Origin of the sequence: Flavobacterium ustbae, assembly GCF_003946915.1 — a bacterium.
Classification (GTDB): Bacteria; Bacteroidota; Bacteroidia; order Flavobacteriales; family Flavobacteriaceae; genus Flavobacterium; species Flavobacterium ustbae.
Genome location: NZ_RPOC01000006.1, coordinates 57,417 through 79,436 on the forward strand (window position 1 = coordinate 57,417; position 22,020 = coordinate 79,436).

Here is a 22,020-nt window from a genome sequence, read left to right on the forward strand (position 1 = left end):
TTTATGAGAAAAAATCCAGAAATCGAGATTATAGAAACCAAGTTATTATCTGATAATTGGTACGTATTAAATAAAGTTACTTTTAATTATAAAAAAGAAAATCAGCCTGTTGAGTCACATATCCGAGAAGTATACGATCGCGGAAATGGCGCTGGAATATTACTGTATAATGCTGCTAAAAAAACAGTTATTTTAACGAGACAGTTTCGTTTGCCAACTTATTTAAACGGAAACAAAACCGGAATGATGATTGAAGTTTGTGCAGGACTTTTGGATAAAGATAATGCAGAACAGGCTATTATTCGCGAAACAGAAGAAGAAACAGGTTATCGTTTAAGTAAAGTTCAAAAAGTTATTGAAACCTATATGTCGCCAGGATCTGTAACAGAAATTCTATATCTTTTTGTTGGTGAATATGATGAAAAAATGAAAGTAAGCGAAGGCGGCGGACTCGATGCTGAACAAGAAAATATCGAAGTCTTAGAATTGACTTTTGACGAAGCCTACGCTATGATCGAATCTGGAGAGATTTCGGATGCTAAAACAATTATGTTATTACAGCATGCTAAAATAAAAGGTCTTATTTAAAAGTTTTTTGAGTATTTTAGTTTTGATAATTACACATTAAGATCAAGCTAAAATCAAATGAAATTTTACACAAGCAAACGAAATTACACGAAAGCAATTGCATTCATTTTTATATTGATAAATGTAATTGCTTTTTTTCATGCGTATAAATTCACCCATTTTCAAGGAGATACTATTGAAAAAACAAAAAGCCCTGAAAAATTAACCTCATTTGAAAAAGTAAAAACTTTATTTCTTGGTGTTAATAATCCAAAACCTAAAAATAAAAATTTTCCATCAAAGAAATTTCAAACTCTAAAACTAAAAAGCAACAAGGAAATAGAATGTTGGTTTATTCAAAACCCAAACTCAAAAGGAACTGTTATTTTATTTCATGGTTACGGTTCTGAAAAATCAGCTTTAATAGAACGCTCTAATGAATTTCAAAAATTAGGATACAGCACAATGCTTGTTGATTTTATGGGGAGTGGTAATTCTGAAGGAAACCAGACAACAATTGGCTTTAAAGAAGCAGAAGAAGTTAAAAGTTGTTTTGATTATATTTCTACAATTGGAGAAACAAACATATATCTTTTTGGCTCATCAATGGGAGCTGTAGCCATAATGAAATCAATAAATGATTATCAAATTAAACCTAAAGGAATTATTATCGAATGTCCGTTTGGATCTATGTACGAGACTGTTTGTGCCCGATTCAGAAAAATGAATGCTCCTACATTTCCAATGGCTTCAATTTTATTATTTTGGGGCAGTATTCAAAATGGCTTTTGGGGATTTAGTCATAATCCGTGTGAATATGCAAAAAATATTAATTGCCCTACTCTACTGCTTTATGGCGAAAAGGACAAAAGCGTTAGCCGTAAAGAAATTGACGAAATATACAACAACTTAAAAGGAACAAAAAAATTGAAAGTCTACAAAGATACTGGACATGAAAATTACCTTATAAAAAACAAAGTGGAGTGGAATTTCGATATTAGTACTTTTTTTTCCTAAAATGAAAATCCCGAAACCTATTCCAAAAATTATGTAACCCTTTTCAGCTATCATATTTATAACTTTATCATTATAAAAATACGACCTATGAAAAAGTTATATTACACAGCCAACGGACTACTTATTTTAATTTTACTATTATTAGCTTCTTGTAAAAAAAGCGATACTATAAAGCTGACAGAAAATACAGAAAAGGAAAAACCAGTAAAAAAGATAGAATATAAAAAACCAGAATCAACTGTTTCTTATCAATTCTATAAGGCAAAAGATTGGCTTAAAACAAATGAAGCTGATAGCACTAAAATTGCTTTAGTAACCGCTTTGAACAGAACGGATAAAGCAAATTTAAAAAAATTAGATTCTATTGTTATCCCAACAGATTTTAGTGGTGATCTAGTGTATTACATGCCTTTTCCTCTGCATGTTACAGCTTTAGAAGAAGTTTCAAAAGTTATCATTTTTTCTTATCCTAGTCAAACATTTGCTGCTTATGAAAATGGTGAATTAGTACGTACAGGACCAACAAATATGGGGCGAAAAAAAGATCCTACTCCAACTGGATTATTTTTCACAAATTGGAAAGCCGAAAAAACAACGAGTACGTTTAATGACGAATGGGAATTAAAATGGAATTTTAATATCGAAAATAAACTCGGAGTTGGTTTTCATCAATATGAACTTCCTGGATACCCAGCATCACATTCTTGCTTAAGATTATTAGAAAAAGATGCTAAATATCTTTACAAATTTGCAGATGAATGGATATTAAAAGACAAAGAAAATGTAAAAGTAAAAGGAACTCCTGTGGTGGTTTTTGGAAGTTATGATTTTGACGGACCTAAACCTTGGTTACAATTATCTTCTGATCCTGAAGCTTTGAACATTTCAGAAAATGAAATCGAAACAGTGACGAAACCATTTCTAAAGCAAATTTTAGAGAATCAAAACTTGAGAGAAGCGGATAAAAAAACCGCAGAAATATAAAATTATTCTTTTAAAACAAAAGGCGTAAGAAAATAAATCTTACGCCTTTTGTTTTATATCGAAAACTAAAAATTATCTAGAATAATTTGGAGCTTCTTTAGTAATTGTTACGTTATGCGGATGACTCTCAGTGATTCCGCTAGAAGTGATTCTAACAAAACGTCCAAATTCTTGTAAAGTCGGAATATCTTTTGAACCGCAGTATCCCATTCCTGCACGAAGACCTCCAATGAACTGAAGCATACTTTCGTTTAATTCTCCTTTGTAAGGAACACGTCCAACAATTCCTTCTGGAACTAATTTCTTAACATCGTCTTCAACATCTTGAAAATAACGGTCTTTAGAACCCGTTTGCATTGCTTCAACAGATCCCATTCCGCGATAAGATTTGAATTTTCTTCCTTCAAAAATGATTGTTTCTCCTGGAGATTCTTTTGTTCCTGCTAATAATGAACCTAACATTACACAGTCAGCACCTGCAGCGATTGCTTTAGGAATATCTCCTGTATAACGAATTCCACCATCAGCAATAACTGGAACACCAGTTCCTTTAATTGCAGCAGCAACTTCCAAAACTGCTGAAAATTGAGGAAAACCAACACCTGCAACAATACGGGTTGTACAGATAGAACCAGGTCCGATTCCAACTTTTACTCCGTCAGCACCATTTTCTACTAAATATTTAGCAGCTTCTGGAGTTGCGATGTTTCCAACGATTACATCTATTTGAGGGAATTTTGATTTTACTTCTTTTAAAGTGTTCACTACACCTTCAGTATGTCCGTGAGCCGTATCAATAATGATTGCATCTACACCTGCAGCAACCAAAGCCTCTGCTCTTTGAACAGCATCTCCGGTAACTCCAATTGCAGCAGCAACTCTCAAACGTCCAAAGCTATCTTTATTAGCGATTGGTTTTTGAGTCAGTTTTGTAATATCTCTAAAGGTAATTAAACCTACTAGTTCATTATTTGCGTTTACAACAGGTAATTTTTCGATTTTATGACCTTGTAAAACTACTTCTGCTTGCTCTAAAGAAGTTCCTTCGGCAACAGTTACTAAGTTTTGGCTTGTCATAACCTCAACGATTGGTCTAGCGCCGTTTTTTTCAAAACGTAAGTCACGATTGGTTACGATACCCTTTAAGATTTTGTTTTCGTCAACGATTGGAATACCGCCGATTCCGAATTCTTTCATTGCATTTTTAGCATCTGCAATTGTAGAAGTTAAAGGAAGCGTTACCGGATCGATAATCATTCCTGCCTCGGCACGTTTTACTTTTCGAACTTTTCCTGCTTGCTGTTCGATAGTCATATTTTTATGTAAAACACCAATTCCGCCTTCTTGTGCCATAGCAATTGCCATTGCACTTTCTGTAACTGTATCCATAGCAGCAGATACAATAGGAACGTTTAATGTAATGTTTCTTGAGAATTTTGATTTAATGCTCACTTCGCGGGGAAGCACATTCGAGTAGTTAGGTACTAATAATACATCGTCGTAAGTTAAACCTTCGCCGATAATCTTGGAGTTGTGTGCTATCATGTTGCAATTTCTAGTTGAATTGCGTGCAAATATAGTGAATAAATTGCTAACTTGAATACTCAGATAATCATAAAATTAATTTTACACAAAAAACCCTACACTTTAAAATTCCAATATTTAAATTTCAAATTCCAAATTGGAACGGAATATATTGCTTTAAACCTAGATTTTCTTTGGATTGGAATTTGGAATTTCACTATTGGAATTTAAAAATTTTATTTTTTACTCTTTGTCTTGGAACACAAAATTAATTCCGAGTTGAAAGGCCATACTATTGGCTTTAGAAATATCTTTATATTCTAAAATATTATTGACGAGTGCATAAATATTTACTGGCCCGAGTGTTCCTGCGAGTCCTAAACCGATATTTTTGTTTGAAAAAGTATCGAAAGTATAAGTTGCTTTTACGTCTAATTTCCTGAAAATATTTCTTCTATAAAAAGCAGTCAGTGCAACTAGTGGTTCACGCGGAGCTGACATTCCAAAAAGCTGAACTCCAACAGCATTTTTATAATATTTTTCGGCACTGCCTCGACAGTTACATTCATCATCTGGACGTGCTTCTCCAAAAGAATATTGAATTGAAGAATAAATTTTTGTCGGACGCCAAGTAGTGTATTTATTATAAAGTGTGTCTCTAGGTATAGCCTCATCAAATTCGTCAAAAACATTTTCTGGATCGTCAAAACCTAAAAAATCAGGATTTGCACCGTTGTACTGGTAGGTTCCTTTGTAGGTAAGCGTTTCAATATCTTTGGTTTGTCTTACAAATCCCAAATCGATAATACTGGCCGTAAATTGCAGATTCTCTTTTATATAATAGGTAATTCCGGCATCTATACCCAAACCTAAACTTCCGTTAAAAAAGGTATTATTGGCAATATCTCGAGCGACATTTCCTTCATATTCGTCTTTTGTAAAACTGGCAAGTCCAGAGGTTTTTAATTCTAAATTAGAAGAAATAATTTGATTGTAAAGGTTCGGAGTTCCTGCTTGTTGGCCCGTATAAATGTATCCCGAATTTTTTGTCGAAGTAGCATTTGCGCCGCTCGAATAGATTTTGGCGCGTCCTCCATAAACAAATTTATCACTGACTTTTTTATGAAAACCGACATGAAAAACAGAAAGCACTTCGGCTTTTACATTCAAATCTCCTAGATTAAACGATTTACCAATATAATCTCGATTTCCGTCTAAAGCTAACAAAGCCAAATCTTTTGGAACAAACATAAAAAAATCAAATTCTTGGTATACTCCAAATGAAACATAAGATTTACTATCTCTTCCTCCCACTCTAAGTCCGCCAGAAAAAATTTCCAATTGTTGGTTGGTTACTACTTTATCTCGGCTAGATGATTTATTAATGACATTTCTAACTTTTTGATTAAAGTCGACCCCATTGTCTGCAAACAGATCATAGGCAGAAAAACTGCTCGAGCCTGCATTGGCTGAAATTCCAGATAAAACTGGAAATCCGAAATAATATTTATACGAAACATCGGCTCCCGGATTTACAAGAGAAGACTGCGGAATTGAAGTAAAATTATATAACAGCTCTCTGTTTTGTGCAAAACAAGAAAGATGAAAAAACAAGCAAAGAATTAGCGTTTTTCTCATTCGATTACTAAATAAGCAGTGGCACTTGATCTTAATTTTAAATTTCCTAAACTCTCACTGTTTAATGGAGGCCCTGCAGTAATAATTACCACAAAACCAATTCTTTGGGTTTGTTTTAAAAGATCTAATCGCGTGTTTTCAAAAACTTCTGTTGGGTATTTTATAACATTTGGTGTTCCTTTATAGGATGGAACGGCAAAAGATATAGTTTGCAAAGGCTGATTTTCTGCATTAAGCAAAATCATATTGATGATAAAACTACGATTTATATTATTTTCTACTTCAAAATCAAATTCAGCTTTTTTAAGACGTTCGTTAAAAAATTTATCCTTAAATATATCAAAATCTCTTACATCGGGATAGATATTCGTCCCTCCATCATCGACAAGTTTATTTGCAAGAATATCAAAATAAGCTAGATTAGCCACAAGAACAGGCTCTAGCTTAAAATCATTTACTTGATCGAAATCTAACTCACTGGAACAAGAAAACAATAGGAAAACGGAAAAAAATATGCTGAAAATTTTACTGATGGAGCGTGATCTCATGACAATATTTATATCGATACTAAATGTAACGCATTATGTTTACAATGATTATCTAAGGTAAGAAAAATAACCATTTTTTAATGAAACTTTCCGAACAATTATTAGTTCCCAATAATCATTAAACTCCATTATTATTTTTAGAAATTACACTTTGATTTAAGACTTCCTCTATATTTCCGATTTTCAGCAAATCACTAATTGTTTTTTCGATACAGTCTCTAGTTAACTCTTCAACAAATAAATCTGGAGGAACTAAGTATAGTCCTTTAAGATTCTTATTTGCTTTCTTGTTGTACTGAATTGCTGTTTTTAAGAAATTATAGGTCCAAATATTTATTCCATAATGCCTACCATCCTCTAATGTGACATGTATATTGCAAAAATCATTGTCTTTTTGCCAATTGTTCACATCTACTTCTTCAAATTCTAACCAAAGCTTAAATTCTTTACTAAGCATAAACTACTAGTTTTTTAAAGATTTAATGAAACTTTCCGAACAATTTCGAAGCTTCGTTATAAGCGCTCTCAAAACTGAGAGAATTAAGTCCGGTATTTTTTTTATTGGCTGTAAAATAGGAAACCAGTTTTTCTGTTGGCATATTTCCTGTCAATTTATCGGTCGCCATCGGACAGCCGCCAAAACCTTGAATAGCGCCATCAAAACGGGTGCAACCTGCTTTTGCTGCAGCATCAATTTTTTCGAACCAACTATCGGGTGTGGTATGAAGATGAGCACCAAACTCAATTTCTGGATATTTCGGAATCAAATCTGAAAATAAATACGTAATAACTTCTGGCGTAGAAGTTCCTACAGTATCTGAAAGCGATAAAATCTTCACGCCCATTCCTGCCAGTTTTTCTGTCCATTCTGCTACAATTTCAACATTCCAAGGATCTCCATACGGATTTCCAAAACCCATAGAAAGATACGTTACCACTTCTTTGTTTTTCTTATTGGCAACTTCTAGAATTTCTTCAAGCGTTACCAAAGATTCTGCAATCGTTTTATGCGTGTTACGCATCTGAAAGTTCTCAGAAATAGAAAATGGAAAACCTAAATATTGAATCTGCTCAAAATTGGACGCTGCTATTGCACCTTGCGTATTCGCAATAATGGCAAGCAGTTTACTGGTGGTTTGAGATAAATCCAGCTGTTCCAAAACGGCTGCAGTATCCTGCATTTGCGGAATAGCTTTTGGAGAAACAAAACTTCCGAAATCGATGGTATCAAAGCCAACTCGCAACAAAGCTTGTATATAAGTAACTTTATTTTTTGTCGGAATAAAAGTCTTGATACCCTGCATGGCATCTCGAGGACATTCGATGATTTTGATTTCTTTACTCAAAGCTTATTCTTTTGTAAAGGCTAAGTTAGTTTCTTTTTTAAAGAAATAAAAATTATGTTTTTTTTAAAATCATATAAGTCCATGTAAGTTCATTTAAAGCACGAATTGTTAATAGCACTTTATTAAATTGAAAATGTAATTCCTTAAAAAAATCATATAATCGTAGAGACGCACTGTAGTACGTCTACGCAAAGAGAATCCCCAATGCGGGAGTACTGGACTTAGCACTGCAGTGCGCCTCTACGATACTTCTTATAATATTACATTAAATTGTAATACCACAATTAATTACCAAAAAATGTAATATTTAAAATTATTACCAAAAAACGTAATAATAAATTTTATTCCGTATATTTGTAATAGAAAGTTTATAATTTTTTAATTATATTTGAGTTATGACTAGTGTAATTACAGGCGATATAATTGGTTCAAGACAGCAAGAATCTGAACATTGGGTAGAAGATTTAAAAAAAATCTTGGCTCCATTGGGCAAAACGCCAAGCCAGTGGGAAGTATATCGCGGAGATGAATTTCAAATTGAAGTTGCCAATCCCGAAGATGCGCTCCTAACCGCTATTTTAGTGAAAGCTCATTTGAGAGCCATAAAATCTGATGCTCGCATGAGTATTGGTTTTGGAGATAAAACGCATAATGCCGAAAGAATATCGGAAAGTAATGGTTCTGCTTTTATTAATTCGGGAGAACTTTTTGAAACTTTAAAAAAACAGAAAGTTACTTTGGCTATGCGAACGGGAGATTTTAGTTTGGATGAAAACCTGAATTTAATACTGCAGCTAGCATTGACTTTTATGGACAGCTGGCTGGTACAATCGGCAGAATTTGTTGCTGTGGCTATTGAAAATCCGACTTTATCTCAGGAAGAATTAGGGCAAAAACTAGGCATAAATCAGGCTGCTGTGAGCCGAAGACAAAAGCGCGCTCAGTTTGATCTGGTTATGAATTTAGACCGTTATTTTAGAAAACAAATAAAACAATTTACAGCCTCATGATCTTATTTATAAAACTGCTTCTCGCTCATTTATTAGGAGATTTTATCTGGCAGCCCAATTCTTGGGTCGCCGATAAAGAAACTAAAAAACATAAAAGCATTTACTTATATGTTCATATTTTGTTTCATGGAGTTTTAGCCGCAATTCTGGCAGGAGAAATCCGTTTTATACCGTATGCCGTTTTAATTGCCTTTACACACGGAATTATTGATCTTATTAAACTGAATTTTCAGAAAAACAAAACCAAACGAACTTGGTTTGTTGTAGACCAAATCGCGCATATTTTAATTCTGATTGGAATTGTGCTTCTTTACGAAAACAAAGCCATCATGAATTTCTGGTCTAATAACGAATTCTGGATTTTAATAACAGGATTTTTACTGGTTACCAAACCAACATCAATTTTTATTAAAACTATTATTTCAATCTGGAGTCCAGAAAGCCAGAATAGTCACAAAGACAATTCACTTGCCAATGCAGGAAATTACATTGGCATTTTAGAACGTCTTCTTGTGGTTTGTTTTATTCTTACCGCTCATTTTGAAGCAATCGGATTTCTTTTGGCTGCTAAATCTATTTTTAGATTCGGAGATCTAAAAGAAGCCAAAGACCGAAAACTTACAGAATATGTAATGATTGGAACCTTAATTAGTTTTGGAATTGCAATTGTTGCCGGACTTTTAATTCAGGCGCTTTTATTACAATTGCCCTAAAACTTTTTTATTGATTGCTTTTATCAAAGCTGGGCCTTCGTAAATAAAACCGGTATACAATTGCACTAAACTTGCACCTGCGTTTAGTTTTTCAATCGCATCATCTGCAGAATGAATTCCTCCTACTCCAATAATTGGAAATGCTTTATTGCTTTTTTCCGAAAGAAAACGGATTACTTCTGTAGAACGTTTTGTTAATGGTTTTCCTGATAATCCGCCTGTTTCTGTTTGACTAGCAGATTGTAAACTATCTCTAGAAATAGTGGTATTAGTTGCAATAACACCCGCAATTTGAGTTGTTTTAACAATATCAATAATGTCTAACAATTGCTCATCTGTTAAGTCTGGAGCAATTTTAAGAAGAATTGGTTTTGCTTTTTGAGAACTTGTTTTTTGCTTTTCTACATTTCTATTCTGTAACGTCTGTAATAAAGCCGTTAACGGTTCTTTATCTTGTAAAGCTCTTAAATTTGGCGTATTTGGCGAACTAACATTCACCACAAAATAATCTACATGATTATATAATGCGTCAAAACAAATGATGTAATCTTTAACTGCATCTTCGTTATCGGTTACTTTATTTTTACCAATATTTCCTCCAATTAAAACACCCGAATTCTTTTTCAAACGTTCTACAGCTTCTAGAACACCGCCATTATTAAATCCCATTCGGTTAATAATTGCTTGATCCGCTTTTAATCTGAATAAACGTTTTTTAGGATTCCCTTCTTGTCCAACTGGCGTTACAGTTCCGATTTCAATAAATCCGAAACCAAAATCAGCCAATTCTTTATACAGTTTCGCATCTTTATCAAAACCCGCTGCAAGTCCAACCGGATTTTTGAATTTGATTCCGAAAACTTCTCTTTCTAATCGAGCGTCTTTTACTTCATAAATTGATCTTATAATCGCCGAAACTCCAGGGATTTTTGAAATGAATTTTACAAATGAAAAAGTAAAGTAATGCACTTTTTCAGGATCAAAACAAAAAAGTATCGGACGAATTATCAATTTATACATAAGAGTTGTGTTGTTGTTATTTTTTCGGATGCAAATTTAGATATTATAGTTTAAAAAGGTGCTTATTTACAGCAACAAAAAATTTCTATTTTGTTTAATTCTTAAATGAAGAAAAAAAACTGCAAACGATGTTCTTTTTTACGTTGCAAATTATAAAATGAAACCAGTTAGCGTCTTATAATCAGCTTATTTGCATTGCATATCATTAATTTTGAAATTGTTCCGTAAAGCTTTTTAATCAAAAGTCATTATTTAATTCTCTTTTTTAAATCAATATTTTCTAAACAGAGATTCGAATGTTACACAATAAAGCCATTTTCAAACGTAATTTTCTTTACCTATTAGGCTTGCTATATCTATTCTCGTATCAGATTACAGCTCAGGAAAGTGAAGAAAAAGAATTCAAACCGCATCATCAAATTGGAATATCCATTAATCACGTTCATGTTTTTGAAGGCCGTGATGATGAAGGAAATCGGGAAACTTTAAATCTTCCGGCTTGGGGAATTGACTATACTTTTCAATTTCATGAAAAATGGGCCATTGGTCTTCATACCGATTTTATTGTCGAAAAATTTAAAGTAGAAAAGGTTTATGCAAGCGAAGAAGATCAAGAAACCGTAGAAAGAAGTTACCCAATTGCGCCCGCTCTTATGGGAATTTATAAACCAAACGAACATTGGAGTTTTCTTCTCGGGTTTGGAGGTGAATTTGCCAAAGAAGAAGATTTTTTCTTAACCCGAGCTGGCGTAGAATACGGTTATGAACTTCCTAAAGGATGGGAAATTTTTGGCACTGTGAGTTATGACTTTAAATGGAATGCTTATGACAGTTGGGGAATTGGTTTAGGAATTGCAAAAAACTTTGGCGAAAAATAATTTATACAAACCTATTAATCTTATGTATAGCGCAACTCAATCACATCGTTTTTCTAAAAAAGTGCTCTTTGCTTTTCTTTTATTAATTGGTTTTAAAGGACTTTCACAGCAAGAAAAAGATACTACAAAATTAATGAATGTGCATTATGGCAGTAAAGGAATTGAGCTAGAAACTCGAGACAAGAAATTTCTTTTTCAATTGGCAAGCCGACTTCAGTTTCGTTTTTCAACACCAAATGATACAGATCCTTTAACCTATGATGATTACAGTCAGGATGCCAAAACAACTTTTAAAATAAACCGAGCAAGACTCAAAATTGGCGGCCACGCTTTTGAACCTTGGCTTAAATACTATTGGGAATACGAATTAAGCCAGTCTAATTTACTTGATTTTAGAATCATGATTGAAAAATGGGATTGGCTGAGTTTTAAAGTAGGGCAATGGAAAACAGAGTTTACACGTGAACGTTTCATTAGCAGCGGTGAACAGCAGATGGTCGATCGATCCTTAATTAATCGTCCTTTTACAGTAGACAGACAGCTCGGAGTTGAAGTGTATGGACATTTGAAAGGTGCAGGAATCGCCGATTTTAATTATTGGGCTGCGGCTTTAACAGGAACTGGACGAGGAAGCACTTCTAATGACGACAATCATTTAATGTATTTTGGAAGAGCGCAATGGAATTTCTTAGGAAGATCTCTTGAATTTGAAGGCTGCGATCTAGAATTTCATGAAAAGCCAACGCCGATAATTGCTTTTTCTGCTATAACTAACCGAAGCCCATATACTCGATTTTCTCAGGCAGGCGGAGGTTCTCTTGATGGTTTTGAAGACGGATTGCCTGGTCAGTATAGAGTCAATCAATGGAATCTGGAAACCGCGTTTATGTTTCGTGGTTTTTCTTGGCAGAGTGAATGGCATACAAAAGAGATTATTGACAAATACAATAATGATGAAATGACCGTCATGAAAGGTTATTATGTTCAGGCGGGCTATTTTTTTCATAATGTTTTCGAATGGTGGCCAAAAAAACTAGAAATGGCAGGAAGACATGCCGCATATAGGCCAGACAATTCAATTAGACAAAACAGACAGGACGAATCTACATTGGCTTTTAATTGGTTTTTCAAAGGGCATAAAAACAAACTTACTTCAGAGGTCAGCTATTTTAGTTTTGAGGACAAAACGCTTCCGCTGGAACAAGGTTGGCGTTTTAGAATTCAATGGGATATATCTCTGTAATTCAAAACCATACAGCCAAACTTTCAATCAATTTCTGCAAATCGTTCATTTTTTTTCATAACTTTAATTCATATAAACCACTGAATATGAAAAATATATCCAAAACAGTAAAAAAATCAGCACTTGCGTGCTTAATTGGAACTCTTTTCTTTTTTTCAATTGACAGTTTAGCGCAACGCCACGGAGGCGGAGGCGCCCATAGACCAGCGGGCGGAGCGACTCATACCAGACAAGCACGACCTGGTACTCAATCGAGACCGCATGTAAATAAGCCTGCTACAACCAGACCAGCTGCAACAACCAGACCTGGAGCAAATAATTCTGGAACTAAAGTAACCAGACCTGCAAACAAGTCAAACACAAACAGAGCAGCTACAACAAACAGAAAAAACACTGTTAATAGAAATTCTGGAAACCGAAATACCAATATTAGCGGTAATACAGTTAATAGAAACAGAAACAATGTAAATATTAACGTTAATAATAGCGTTCATGTTCGAAATAACCGTAACACATATGTAAGACCTGCGCCTCGCCCTTATGTTCGTCCACCATACGTATACGGAGGTTATAGATATAATACTTTTCATCCTTACTACTATCACCCTTACAGACCTTATTACTGGGGACCTGTTTGGCATCCGTGGGGATTTTTCGTAGCGACTTTAGCCGTAACGGCAATTGTAGTTAGTGTAGAAAGCCAGCAATATCATTATGATCAGGGTGTTTGGTATACTTCTAGTAGCGGTGGTTATACGGCAGTTCCAGCTCCTGTTGGCGGAACAGTGAATAATATTCCAAGTGGCGCTCAGACCGTAAATACAGGAACAGTAAATAATTATTATTACGGAGGAACCTATTATGAGAAAGACGGAACAAATTACAAAGTAGTAGCACCAACAGCAGGAACAATTGTAGAAAGTCTTCCAGAAGGTGGTGAAGAAGTAACTATTGGAAATGTAAAATACATCAAATTTGGAGAAACCTACTACCAGCCTGTTCAGGTTGATGGCAAAGACAAGTATGAAGTTGTATCTGTTGAAAAAGAAAGTTAATTTTATTAGTTCTATAAAATTAGTATAATTATAGAATTTATTTTATATTTTTATACCCGCTATTGACAACCATAATCAGTTCAAAAATAATAAATCATGAAAAATAAGACCTTTTGGATTATTGCTTTGCTTACATTATCCATTATTTCGATTGCTTACAGTTACAACAAATTTACTGATAATGAAGATAGAAAAGTTGTCGCAGAATGTCATGAAACTCCAAGTACAACAGAATCGGAATTTAAGCCAACAATCGAAAATAAATTCAAACCTGCAAAAACGCCAAAAGGAATGGTTTGGATTCCTGGAGGCGAATTCTCGATGGGTTCAAATGTTGAAGACGAAAGCTTGTGCAGCATTAAAGGCGTTACCAAAGATGCATCTCCTATTCATAGAGTTTATGTAGACGGCTATTATATGGATGAAACGGAAGTGACAAATGAAGAGTTTGAAAAATTTGTGAAAGCGACGGGGTATGTGACTGTTGCCGAACAAAAACCAACAAAAGAGGAATTTCCGACCGCAAATGAAGAAGATTTAATTACAGGTTCTGTAATTTTTACTCCTACTCCATCTGCTGTTAATTTGAATAATTTCTTGCAATGGTGGCGATATGAACCAGGTGCAGACTGGAGACATCCAGACGGACCGCAAAGCAGTATTAAAGGAAAAGGCAACTATCCTGTTGTTCATGTAGTTTATGAAGATGCCGAAGCTTATGCAAAGTGGGCTGGGAAAAGACTTCCGACAGAAGCTGAGTGGGAATTTGCTGCTCGTGGCGGTAAAACAGGAAATCTCTATGCTTGGGGAAATAATTTAAAACCAGACGGCAAATTTCAAGCAAATATTTATCAGGGACATTTCCCAATAAAGGATGGAGATACGGGAGAAGACGGATTTAAAGGAATTGCTCCAACAAAACAATATGCTCCAAATGCATACGGCTTATATGATATGGCCGGAAATGTCTGGGAATGGGTACACGATTGGTATAGTGTAGATTATTATAAATCATTGGCAGAAAACGGAAAAACGATTAAAAATCCGCAAGGGCCCGATGCCTACAATGATCCGAATGATCCTTCGCAGATTAAAAGAGTGCATCGCGGCGGTTCTTTTTTATGCACCGATCAATATTGCACACGCTACATGGTTGGAACGAGAGGAAAAGGAGAATATCGATCTGCAGCCAATCATTTAGGTTTTAGATGCGTAAAAAGCAAATAACAAACTTATCATAACAGAAAGGGATTCAATTGAGAATCCCTTTTTTCATTCATTCAGATATGGAAAGCCAAATTTCTCAGCAGATTTTTTTTTCTATATTTGCTAAAAAATCAAAAAAATGCAACATATCATAGATCGATTTATCAGTTATATAACGATTGATACAGAATCGGATCCAAATTCACAAACTACACCAAGTACAGAAAAACAATGGAATCTTGCCAATAAATTAGTCGAAGAACTAAAAGCAATTGGTCTTGAAGAGGTAACAATTGATGACAAAGCTTACATTATGGCAACGCTTCCGAGCAATGTTGATCATGAAGTGCCAACAATTGGTTTTGTTTCTCACTTTGACACTTCTCCAGATTTTAGCGGAGCAAATGTAAAGCCTCAGATTGTTGAAAATTATGACGGAAAAGATATTATTCTAAATGCTGAGAAAAACATCATTTTATCTCCAAGTTACTTTAAAGATTTATTGCAATATAAAGGACAAACCATCATTACCACTGACGGAACAACTCTTTTAGGTGCCGATGATAAAGCAGGAATTACAGAAATTGTTTCGGCAATGGAATACCTGATTCAGCATCCAGAAATTAAACACGGAAAAATCAGAATTGGCTTTACTCCAGATGAAGAAATTGGCCGTGGAGCGCATCATTTTGATGTGGAGAAATTCGGAGCACAATGGGCTTATACGATGGACGGAAGTCAAATTGGCGAATTAGAATATGAAAATTTCAACGCTGCTGGAGCTAAGATTACTTTTAAAGGAAAAAGTGTTCACCCCGGTTATGCCAAAGGAAAAATGATCAATTCGATGCTTTTGGCTAATGAATTTATTAATGAATTACCAAAAGGCGAAACTCCTCAGGAAACGAAAGGTTACGAAGGTTTTTTCCATGTTCATCACATTAAAGGAAATATAGAAGAAACGGTTTTAGAATTAATTATTCGCGATCACAACAAGAAAAAATTCGAAAACAGAAAAGCGCTTATTCATAAAATTGCAAAGAAATTCAATAAAAAATTCGCGAAGAAGTTTGGCGAAGATATTGTAATTGCCGAAGTGAAAGATCAATATTATAATATGAAGGAAAAGGTTCTTCCTGTAAAACATATTGTTGATATTGCCGAAAAAGCAATGAGAGAATTGAATATCAAACCGATCATCAAACCAATTCGCGGTGGAACTGACGGCTCTCAATTATCGTTTATGGGATTGCCTTGTCCTAACATTTTTGCGGGCGGACATAATTTCCACGGAAAATATGAATATGTTCCAGCAGAAAGTATTCAGAAAGCCACTGATGTTATTGTGAAAATTGCTGAATTAACAGCGATTCCTGGAATTTTTGATAAGACAGAAAAATCTAAAAGAAAAAATTAAATAATGTCTGAGAAAAAACACGTCTGGGACAAAATGAATCAGTGGGAGGAAGAAATTGTTCTTCTTAAATCAATTATTGATAAAACTGAACTTATTGAGACTGTAAAATGGGGAGCTCCTGTTTATGTTTTCAATAAAAAAAATGTTATTGGTCTCGGCGGTTTTAAAGATTATTTTACTATTTGGTTTTATAATGGTGTTTTCTTGAAAGATGAAAAGAAAAAACTGATCAACGCGCAGGAAGAAGTAACAAAGTCACTGCGTCAATGGCGTTTTAAGTCAAAAGAAGAGATAGACGAAAAGGATATTTTAGAATACATTCACGAAGCTATCGAAAACGAAAAACAGGGAAAAATAATAAAACCTGCTAAAAAAGAAGCTATTATTTCTGAACTGCTGAATAAAGAAATGGAACAAAATACAGCTTTAAAAGAAGCTTTCGAAAAATTTGCTCCTTATAAACAATATGAGTTTTTAGAATATATTGAGTCGGCAAAACAGGAAAAAACAAAGCTTTCGAGAATTGAGAAAGTAATGCCGATGATTTTAGCGAATGTGGGATTGAATGATAAATATCGTTAAGTAAATTCCAAATTTTTAAAATTCCAAATTCCAATAGTACTGTCATCATGCGAGCTGTTGAAAAGAGTTTTAACGCAGTCCCGATAGCTATCGGGAGCAAAGGTTTTTTTGCAGAGAACGCGAAGATTTTGAGAAGCAATGTCCGCAAAGTTTGATCGTAGAGACGCACCGCAGTGCGTCTAACACATAGTTTCTTTTTTCTTTTCGCCTTGTTTGTCATTGCGAGGAACGAAGCAACCACACTGATCAAGCTCGTCAAAAACATCCGAAATGAGATTGCTTCGTTCCTCGCAAAGACATACAATGCGATTATTTGAACAAAACAAAAAAATCCTAAATTCCTCCCGATAGCTATCGGGATGGAATTTGGGATTTTTAAATTTTATTGGAATTTTAAAAAAAACTTAAGCTTTTTTATTCAAAGCAGCGCTTAATTCTAAAGAAATAGCAGAACGCTCTAATTTTAATTTTCCAGACATTGTTTCGATTACAACAGTAGTTTCTGCCAATTCTGCAATTCTACCGTGGAAACCACTTTTTGTAACTATTTTATCACCTACTTTTAGGCTGCTTTCAAATTCTTTTTCGTTTTTCGCTCTTTTTTGCTGTGGTCTGATCATGAAGAAATAGATTACCACGAACATTAAAAGGAATGGCGCAAATTGAGATAATTGTCCCATAATTTAAATTTGTTTTTGATTTATATTTAATATTTTTCTTTCTGCTTTTCGACTCCACTCAGAGTAACAAAGTATTGGAATTTGGAATTTATTTTGGAATTTTAAAATTCTACATCAACCCTCTTCCTACTTTTACCATCTTTTTATTAGCGGTAAGCTCTTTAACCAAATTATCTAAAATTCCGTTGATAAAAATACTGCTTTTTGGAGTAGAATACTCTTTTGCAATCTCTAAATATTCGTTAAGAGTAACCTTTACTGGAATTGAAGGGAATTTGATAAACTCGCAAATTGCCATTTTCAAGATAATCGTATCGATTTCAGCAATACGGTCACTATCCCAATTTGGCGTTTTGTCTTCGTATTCTTTAGCAAAAGCAGTTTCGTTTAAAACTGTTCTTCTAAACAAATCTTTTGCAAAATCTTTATCTTCCACATCTTTATACAATTTCGGCACTCTAAAATCATCTGGATCTTCCGTTTTGATTGCTTTTAATTGTTTAACGATATGAGTATTTACAACCGGAATATCATCTACCCAAGTTAATTTATCATCTTCTAAATACTCGTATAATTTTTCATTTGGAACAATAACATTTTCAAACAAATCAATTATAAATTGTCTGTCTTCTTCAAATGTATTCACAGTATTGCTCATGTATTTTTTGTAGATATCGCTTGCTTTAACATCATTTAAAAGCAAAATAATATAATCGTCGTTTAAAGACCAATTATTGATTTTACGATTTTCTAAAGCGATACTAAGAGAGTTGCTTTCGGCAAGAAGTTGAAAAATTTTGTTCTTTACAAATTTTTCATTCGGGTTACGTTCTGCTGCAGTAGCAAGGTGTTTTTTACTTGACAGATGCAAAAAAACAGCTTCTTTTTTACAAATTTCTATCAATGAAGAAAGCATTATAAGGTATAAGTCCTGAATATTATCAATGCTATAAAAAAGGAATTTCTCCTCTTTTTCCATGTTTTCAGAACCGCTTTGATGCATCGCATAAATGGATTGCATTACTTTTACGCGTATGTGTCTTCTATTTACCACCGTGTAAGAACATTTAAAAATTAGTCTGCAAAAGTATAACTTTTAAGGCGTATTTTAAAACATATTTACGAAAAAGTACTCAGTGTTCAGTGAAATTAGTATTCAGTCTTATTGAAATCCTTAAAAAACAGTACTCAGTGTTCAGTGAATTAGTATTCAGTCTTATTGAAAAGCTTAAAAAACAGTACTCAGTGTTCAGTGAATTAGTATTCAGTCTTATTGAAAAGCTTAAAAACAGTACTCAGTGTTCAGTAAATTAGCATTCAATGCTATTTAAGTGCCTAAAAATGGTCAGTTTTGATTATTACTTTTAATACTTATTTAATTACAAGAAATAAAAGAGTCTCCGCTTTCTAAAAAACAGAGACTCTTTTCATTATTATTTCAATTGAGCGCCAAACTGAACACTCAAAAACTGAACACTGAACACTAAATTACTTAGCCGCGTTCTCGATTCTTCTTTGGTCGATACGGTTTTGCGCAATAGTAAGCGCCGCTTTATGAGTTGTAATATTGTTTTTAGCAGCGAAATCAATGATTTCTAAAGTAGTATTATAGATATTTTCTGTTTTACTCATGATTTCAGCTTTACCGTAGTTTGCCAATTCAGCATAAACATTGATAATTCCACCAGCGTTGATTAAGAAATCTGGAGCGTATAAAATTCCTCTTTCTGTCAATCTAGCGCCGTGAACATTCTCATCTGCCAACTGATTATTTGCAGCACCAGCAATTACTTTAGCTTTAATTTTTTCGATTGTATTATCATTGATTGTTGCTCCCATCGCACACGGCGCGTAGATATCAACATCTGCAGTATACAAATCTTCTCCAGTATAAATTGTTGCGTTGTATTTTGAAGCAACCTGGTATAATTTTTCTTCGTTAATATCAGAAATAGTAACCTGTGCTCCTTCTTTAGTTAAATATTCAACCAAAGTTTCTCCAACGTGTCCAATTCCTTGTACCAAAACTTTTTTGCCTTCTAAAACATCAGTTCCAAACTGACTTTTAGCAGCCGCTTTCATACCCAAATAAACACCGTAAGCAGTTACAGGAGAAGGGTTTCCAGAACCACCTCTTTCTTCAGAGATTCCTGTAACATAAGGCGTTACATCTCTTACTGTATCCATATCTTTAGTTTCCATTCCGACATCTTCTGCAGTAATATATCTTCCGCTCAATGAGTGAACAAACTCACCAAATTTACGCATTAACTCAGGCGTTTTCTCCGTTTTAGCATCACCAATAATAACTGCTTTACCTCCACCAATATTTAGTCCAGTAATAGCCGATTTAAAAGTCATACCTCTCGAAAGACGTAAAACATCATTTAAAGCCTCCCATTCTGTGTTGTAATTCCACATTCTGGTTCCTCCCAAAGCTGGCCCCATAACCGAATTATGAATACCAATAATTGCTTTTAAACCTGTATCTTTGTCATTGCAAAAAACAATTTGTTCGTGATCGTCAAAAGATAACTGACCAAAAACAGGATCCATTTTTTGAAGTTCCTTTCCAGTTGCGAAAGTTGCATCCATAGCGCTAGTATAAATTAGTTAAAATTATGAATTCGTCAAAAAGACTTCTCAAACATAATTAAAAAATATACATGTGCTAATTTTTTACCTTTAAAATAACAATTTTACAATATAATTGTTTTGATTAAATCGCAAATTATTATAAATTTATTTAATAATAATTCTTAAATACAAATCAATTCAATATCAGATTTCTTAAAAAAATGAAAGAATTAAGCTATTTAAATAAATATTTCGTCAAATATAAATATAGTTTTTCGTTAGGCATTTTAATCACCATTATCGCACAAATATTTTCTCTTTTCACTCCAAAACTTATTAGTAAGTCTTTAAACGCGATTGAAAATTTTGACAAACTCTCTCCTACTGATCAAAAGTCTGAAGTTGTGATCGCTGCGTTCCGCCAGGATCTTATTCATAATGTACTACTTATCATCGGAACGACGATTGTCGCTGGATTTTTGACGTTTTTAATGCGTCAGACTTTAATCGTTATGTCACGCCATATCGAATTTGATTTAAAAAATGAAGTTTTTGCGCAATATGAAAAACTTTCACAGAATTTCTACAAACAAAACAGAACTGGAGATTTAATGAATCGTATTAGCGAAGACGTTTCAAAAGTTCGTATGTATGTTGGGCCAGCGGTAATGTATACTATAAATACATTTATTCGTTTTGCGATCGTTATATTATATATGTATAATGTGTCACCACTTCTTACCTTATATACTATATTACCATTGCCTATTCTTTCGTATTGCATTTTCAAATTAAGTTCAGAAATTAACAAACGAAGCACCACTTTCCAGCAATATCTTTCTAAAGTTTCGAGTTTTACTCAGGAAATCTTTTCAGGAATTCGCGTTATTAAAGCGTATTCATTAGAAAATCAGCATCAAAACAACATGGTCGATCTTGCAGAAGAAAGCAAACGCAAAAGTTTAAGTCTGGCAAGAGTTCAGTCTTTATTTGGCCCTCTGATGATTGCCCTTATCGGAATCAGTAATTTGGTTGTGATTTATTTTGGAGGCGTTATGTACATTAATGGAAGTATTCCGAATATCGGAACTATTGCCGAGTTTATTTTATATGTAAACATGCTGACTTGGCCAGTTGCTTCTTTAGGATGGGTTTCGTCGATGGTTCAGGAAGCAGAAGCTTCTCAAAAACGTTTGAACGAATTTTTGAAAATTGAGCCAGAAATCAAAAACAACAACGAAAATCCATCAGAAATTCAAGGAAACATCACTTTCGACAATGTTTCTTTTACTTATCAAGACACCAATATTGAAGCGTTGAAGAATGTTTCTTTTACCGTAAAAAAAGGAGAAACATTAGCCATTTTAGGAAAAACAGGTTCTGGAAAGTCGACCATTCTTTCTTTGATTTCAAGATTGTACGATGTAACGGATGGTGAAGTTAAAATTGACGAAAACGAAATCAGTACTTTAAACCTAAATGATCTTCGAAATACTATCGGAATCGTTCCTCAGGATGCTTTCTTGTTTTCTGACACCATTAAAAATAATATCAAATTCGGAAATCAAAATGCGACTGATGAAGAGGTAATAGAAGCAGCCAAAAATGCCGTTGTTCATGATAACATTATCGCCTTTAACAAACAATATGACACCATTTTAGGAGAAAGAGGAATTACCCTTTCTGGAGGACAAAAACAGCGTGTTTCGATTGCAAGAGCGATTATAAAAAATCCTGCAATTCTACTTTTTGACGATTGTTTGTCTGCCGTGGATACCGAAACCGAAGAAATGATTTTGAATAATTTATTTGAAATTTCTAAAGATAAAACAACCATAATTGTAAGTCATCGAGTTTCATCTGCCAAGAACGCAGACAAAATCATCATACTCGAAGACGGCCGTATAATTCAACAAGGCTCTCATAATCAATTAATAAATCAAGAAGGTTATTATGCAGCGTTATATTTAAAACAACTTTCGGAAAAAGAATTACTTTAATTGTTGCGTAATAGA

General features: G+C 34.0%; 21 protein-coding genes. 12 read left to right on the forward strand and 9 right to left on the reverse strand.

The features are described 5' to 3' along the window. Window positions 1-3: 3 nt before the first annotated feature. From EG814_RS10060 to EG814_RS10070, 3 genes are all read left to right on the forward strand, one after another. Window positions 4-588 (forward strand): NUDIX domain-containing protein, encoded by a 585-nt coding sequence (locus EG814_RS10060; RefSeq protein ID WP_125721474.1) that lies wholly within the window; start codon window positions 4-6, stop codon window positions 586-588. A gap of 57 nt (window positions 589-645) precedes the next feature. Further along, the gene (locus EG814_RS10065; RefSeq protein ID WP_125721476.1) at window positions 646-1,584 is read left to right on the forward strand and encodes an alpha/beta hydrolase; all 939 of its coding nucleotides are present in this window, start codon (window positions 646-648) and stop codon (window positions 1,582-1,584) included. Between the two features lie 87 nt (window positions 1,585-1,671). After that, window positions 1,672-2,568: a L,D-transpeptidase gene (locus EG814_RS10070; protein ID WP_125721478.1), complete on the forward strand. Its 897-nt coding sequence runs from the start codon at window positions 1,672-1,674 to the stop codon at window positions 2,566-2,568. Window positions 2,569-2,640: 72 nt separating this feature from the next. Here EG814_RS10070 and guaB read toward each other — a convergent pair whose 3' ends face one another. The 5 genes from guaB to EG814_RS10095 all read right to left on the reverse strand — a co-directional run bounded on the left by guaB (window position 2,641) and on the right by EG814_RS10095 (window position 7,624). After that, window positions 2,641-4,113, reverse strand: coding sequence for an IMP dehydrogenase (gene guaB, locus EG814_RS10075; protein ID WP_125721480.1), 1,473 nt, complete (start codon window positions 4,111-4,113; stop codon window positions 2,641-2,643). Between the two features lie 222 nt (window positions 4,114-4,335). After that, window positions 4,336-5,730 carry a DUF5723 family protein gene (locus tag EG814_RS10080; RefSeq protein WP_125721481.1) on the reverse strand — a complete coding sequence of 465 codons (1,395 nt, stop codon included), beginning with the start codon at window positions 5,728-5,730 and terminating at the stop codon, window positions 4,336-4,338. Beyond that, window positions 5,727-6,278 (reverse strand): hypothetical protein, encoded by a 552-nt coding sequence (locus tag EG814_RS10085; RefSeq protein WP_125721483.1) that lies wholly within the window; start codon window positions 6,276-6,278, stop codon window positions 5,727-5,729. Before EG814_RS10085 ends, EG814_RS10080 begins: the two co-directional genes overlap by 4 nt. 118 nt (window positions 6,279-6,396) lie before the next feature. Beyond that, on the reverse strand, window positions 6,397-6,735 hold the full coding sequence (locus tag EG814_RS10090) for a hypothetical protein (protein ID WP_125721485.1): 339 nt from the start codon (window positions 6,733-6,735) through the stop codon (window positions 6,397-6,399). 22 nt (window positions 6,736-6,757) lie between these two features. Further along, on the reverse strand, window positions 6,758-7,624 hold the full coding sequence (locus EG814_RS10095; RefSeq protein ID WP_125721487.1) for a hydroxymethylglutaryl-CoA lyase: 867 nt from the start codon (window positions 7,622-7,624) through the stop codon (window positions 6,758-6,760). Between the two features lie 395 nt (window positions 7,625-8,019). Here EG814_RS10095 and EG814_RS10100 point away from each other — a divergent pair, with 395 nt between their 5' ends. Both EG814_RS10100 and EG814_RS10105 read left to right on the forward strand, forming a co-directional pair. Next, entirely contained in the window at window positions 8,020-8,634 is a 615-nt protein-coding gene (locus tag EG814_RS10100; protein ID WP_125721489.1) for a hypothetical protein, read from the forward strand. Next, window positions 8,631-9,347 (forward strand): DUF3307 domain-containing protein, encoded by a 717-nt coding sequence (locus tag EG814_RS10105; RefSeq protein ID WP_125721491.1) that lies wholly within the window; start codon window positions 8,631-8,633, stop codon window positions 9,345-9,347. Before EG814_RS10100 ends, EG814_RS10105 begins: the two co-directional genes overlap by 4 nt. Here the strand turns inward: EG814_RS10105 and EG814_RS10110 are convergent. Continuing rightward, window positions 9,333-10,367 carry a quinone-dependent dihydroorotate dehydrogenase gene (locus EG814_RS10110; RefSeq protein ID WP_125721493.1) on the reverse strand — a complete coding sequence of 345 codons (1,035 nt, stop codon included), beginning with the start codon at window positions 10,365-10,367 and terminating at the stop codon, window positions 9,333-9,335. The genes EG814_RS10105 and EG814_RS10110 overlap by 15 nt on opposite strands. 296 nt (window positions 10,368-10,663) lie before the next feature. On the opposite strand from EG814_RS10110, the gene EG814_RS10115 reads away from it, so the two are divergent. The 6 genes from EG814_RS10115 to EG814_RS10140 all read left to right on the forward strand — a co-directional run bounded on the left by EG814_RS10115 (window position 10,664) and on the right by EG814_RS10140 (window position 16,748). Beyond that, window positions 10,664-11,245: a hypothetical protein gene (locus EG814_RS10115; RefSeq protein WP_125721495.1), complete on the forward strand. Its 582-nt coding sequence runs from the start codon at window positions 10,664-10,666 to the stop codon at window positions 11,243-11,245. A 22-nt stretch (window positions 11,246-11,267) separates the two neighbouring features. Beyond that, window positions 11,268-12,488 (forward strand): OprO/OprP family phosphate-selective porin, encoded by a 1,221-nt coding sequence (locus tag EG814_RS10120; protein ID WP_125721497.1) that lies wholly within the window; start codon window positions 11,268-11,270, stop codon window positions 12,486-12,488. Window positions 12,489-12,574: 86 nt separating this feature from the next. Continuing rightward, the gene (locus EG814_RS10125; RefSeq protein WP_125721499.1) at window positions 12,575-13,543 is read left to right on the forward strand and encodes a DUF6515 family protein; all 969 of its coding nucleotides are present in this window, start codon (window positions 12,575-12,577) and stop codon (window positions 13,541-13,543) included. 96 nt (window positions 13,544-13,639) lie between these two features. Further along, a complete protein-coding gene (locus tag EG814_RS10130) occupies window positions 13,640-14,770 on the forward strand; it encodes a formylglycine-generating enzyme family protein (protein WP_125721500.1) in 1,131 nt (376 codons plus the stop codon). 118 nt (window positions 14,771-14,888) lie between these two features. Continuing rightward, window positions 14,889-16,166 carry a peptidase T gene (gene pepT, locus EG814_RS10135; RefSeq protein ID WP_125721502.1) on the forward strand — a complete coding sequence of 426 codons (1,278 nt, stop codon included), beginning with the start codon at window positions 14,889-14,891 and terminating at the stop codon, window positions 16,164-16,166. 3 nt (window positions 16,167-16,169) lie between these two features. After that, complete coding sequence (locus tag EG814_RS10140; RefSeq protein ID WP_125721504.1) at window positions 16,170-16,748, forward strand: YdeI/OmpD-associated family protein; 579 nt, start codon at window positions 16,170-16,172, stop codon at window positions 16,746-16,748. Window positions 16,749-17,152: 404 nt separating this feature from the next. On the opposite strand, the gene yajC is transcribed toward EG814_RS10140, so the two are convergent. From yajC to EG814_RS10155, 3 genes are all read right to left on the reverse strand, one after another. Then, window positions 17,153-17,428: a preprotein translocase subunit YajC gene (yajC, locus tag EG814_RS10145; protein WP_125721506.1), complete on the reverse strand. Its 276-nt coding sequence runs from the start codon at window positions 17,426-17,428 to the stop codon at window positions 17,153-17,155. 109 nt (window positions 17,429-17,537) lie between these two features. Beyond that, entirely contained in the window at window positions 17,538-18,449 is a 912-nt protein-coding gene (gene nusB / locus EG814_RS10150) for a transcription antitermination factor NusB (RefSeq protein ID WP_125721755.1), read from the reverse strand. A 467-nt stretch (window positions 18,450-18,916) separates the two neighbouring features. Further along, window positions 18,917-20,023, reverse strand: a complete 1,107-nt coding sequence (locus EG814_RS10155) for a Glu/Leu/Phe/Val family dehydrogenase (protein ID WP_125721508.1) — start codon at window positions 20,021-20,023, stop codon at window positions 18,917-18,919. Window positions 20,024-20,226: 203 nt separating this feature from the next. Between EG814_RS10155 and EG814_RS10160 the strand changes: the two genes are divergently transcribed. Next, window positions 20,227-22,005 carry an ABC transporter ATP-binding protein gene (locus EG814_RS10160; protein ID WP_125721510.1) on the forward strand — a complete coding sequence of 593 codons (1,779 nt, stop codon included), beginning with the start codon at window positions 20,227-20,229 and terminating at the stop codon, window positions 22,003-22,005. Window positions 22,006-22,020: the final 15 nt, after the last annotated feature.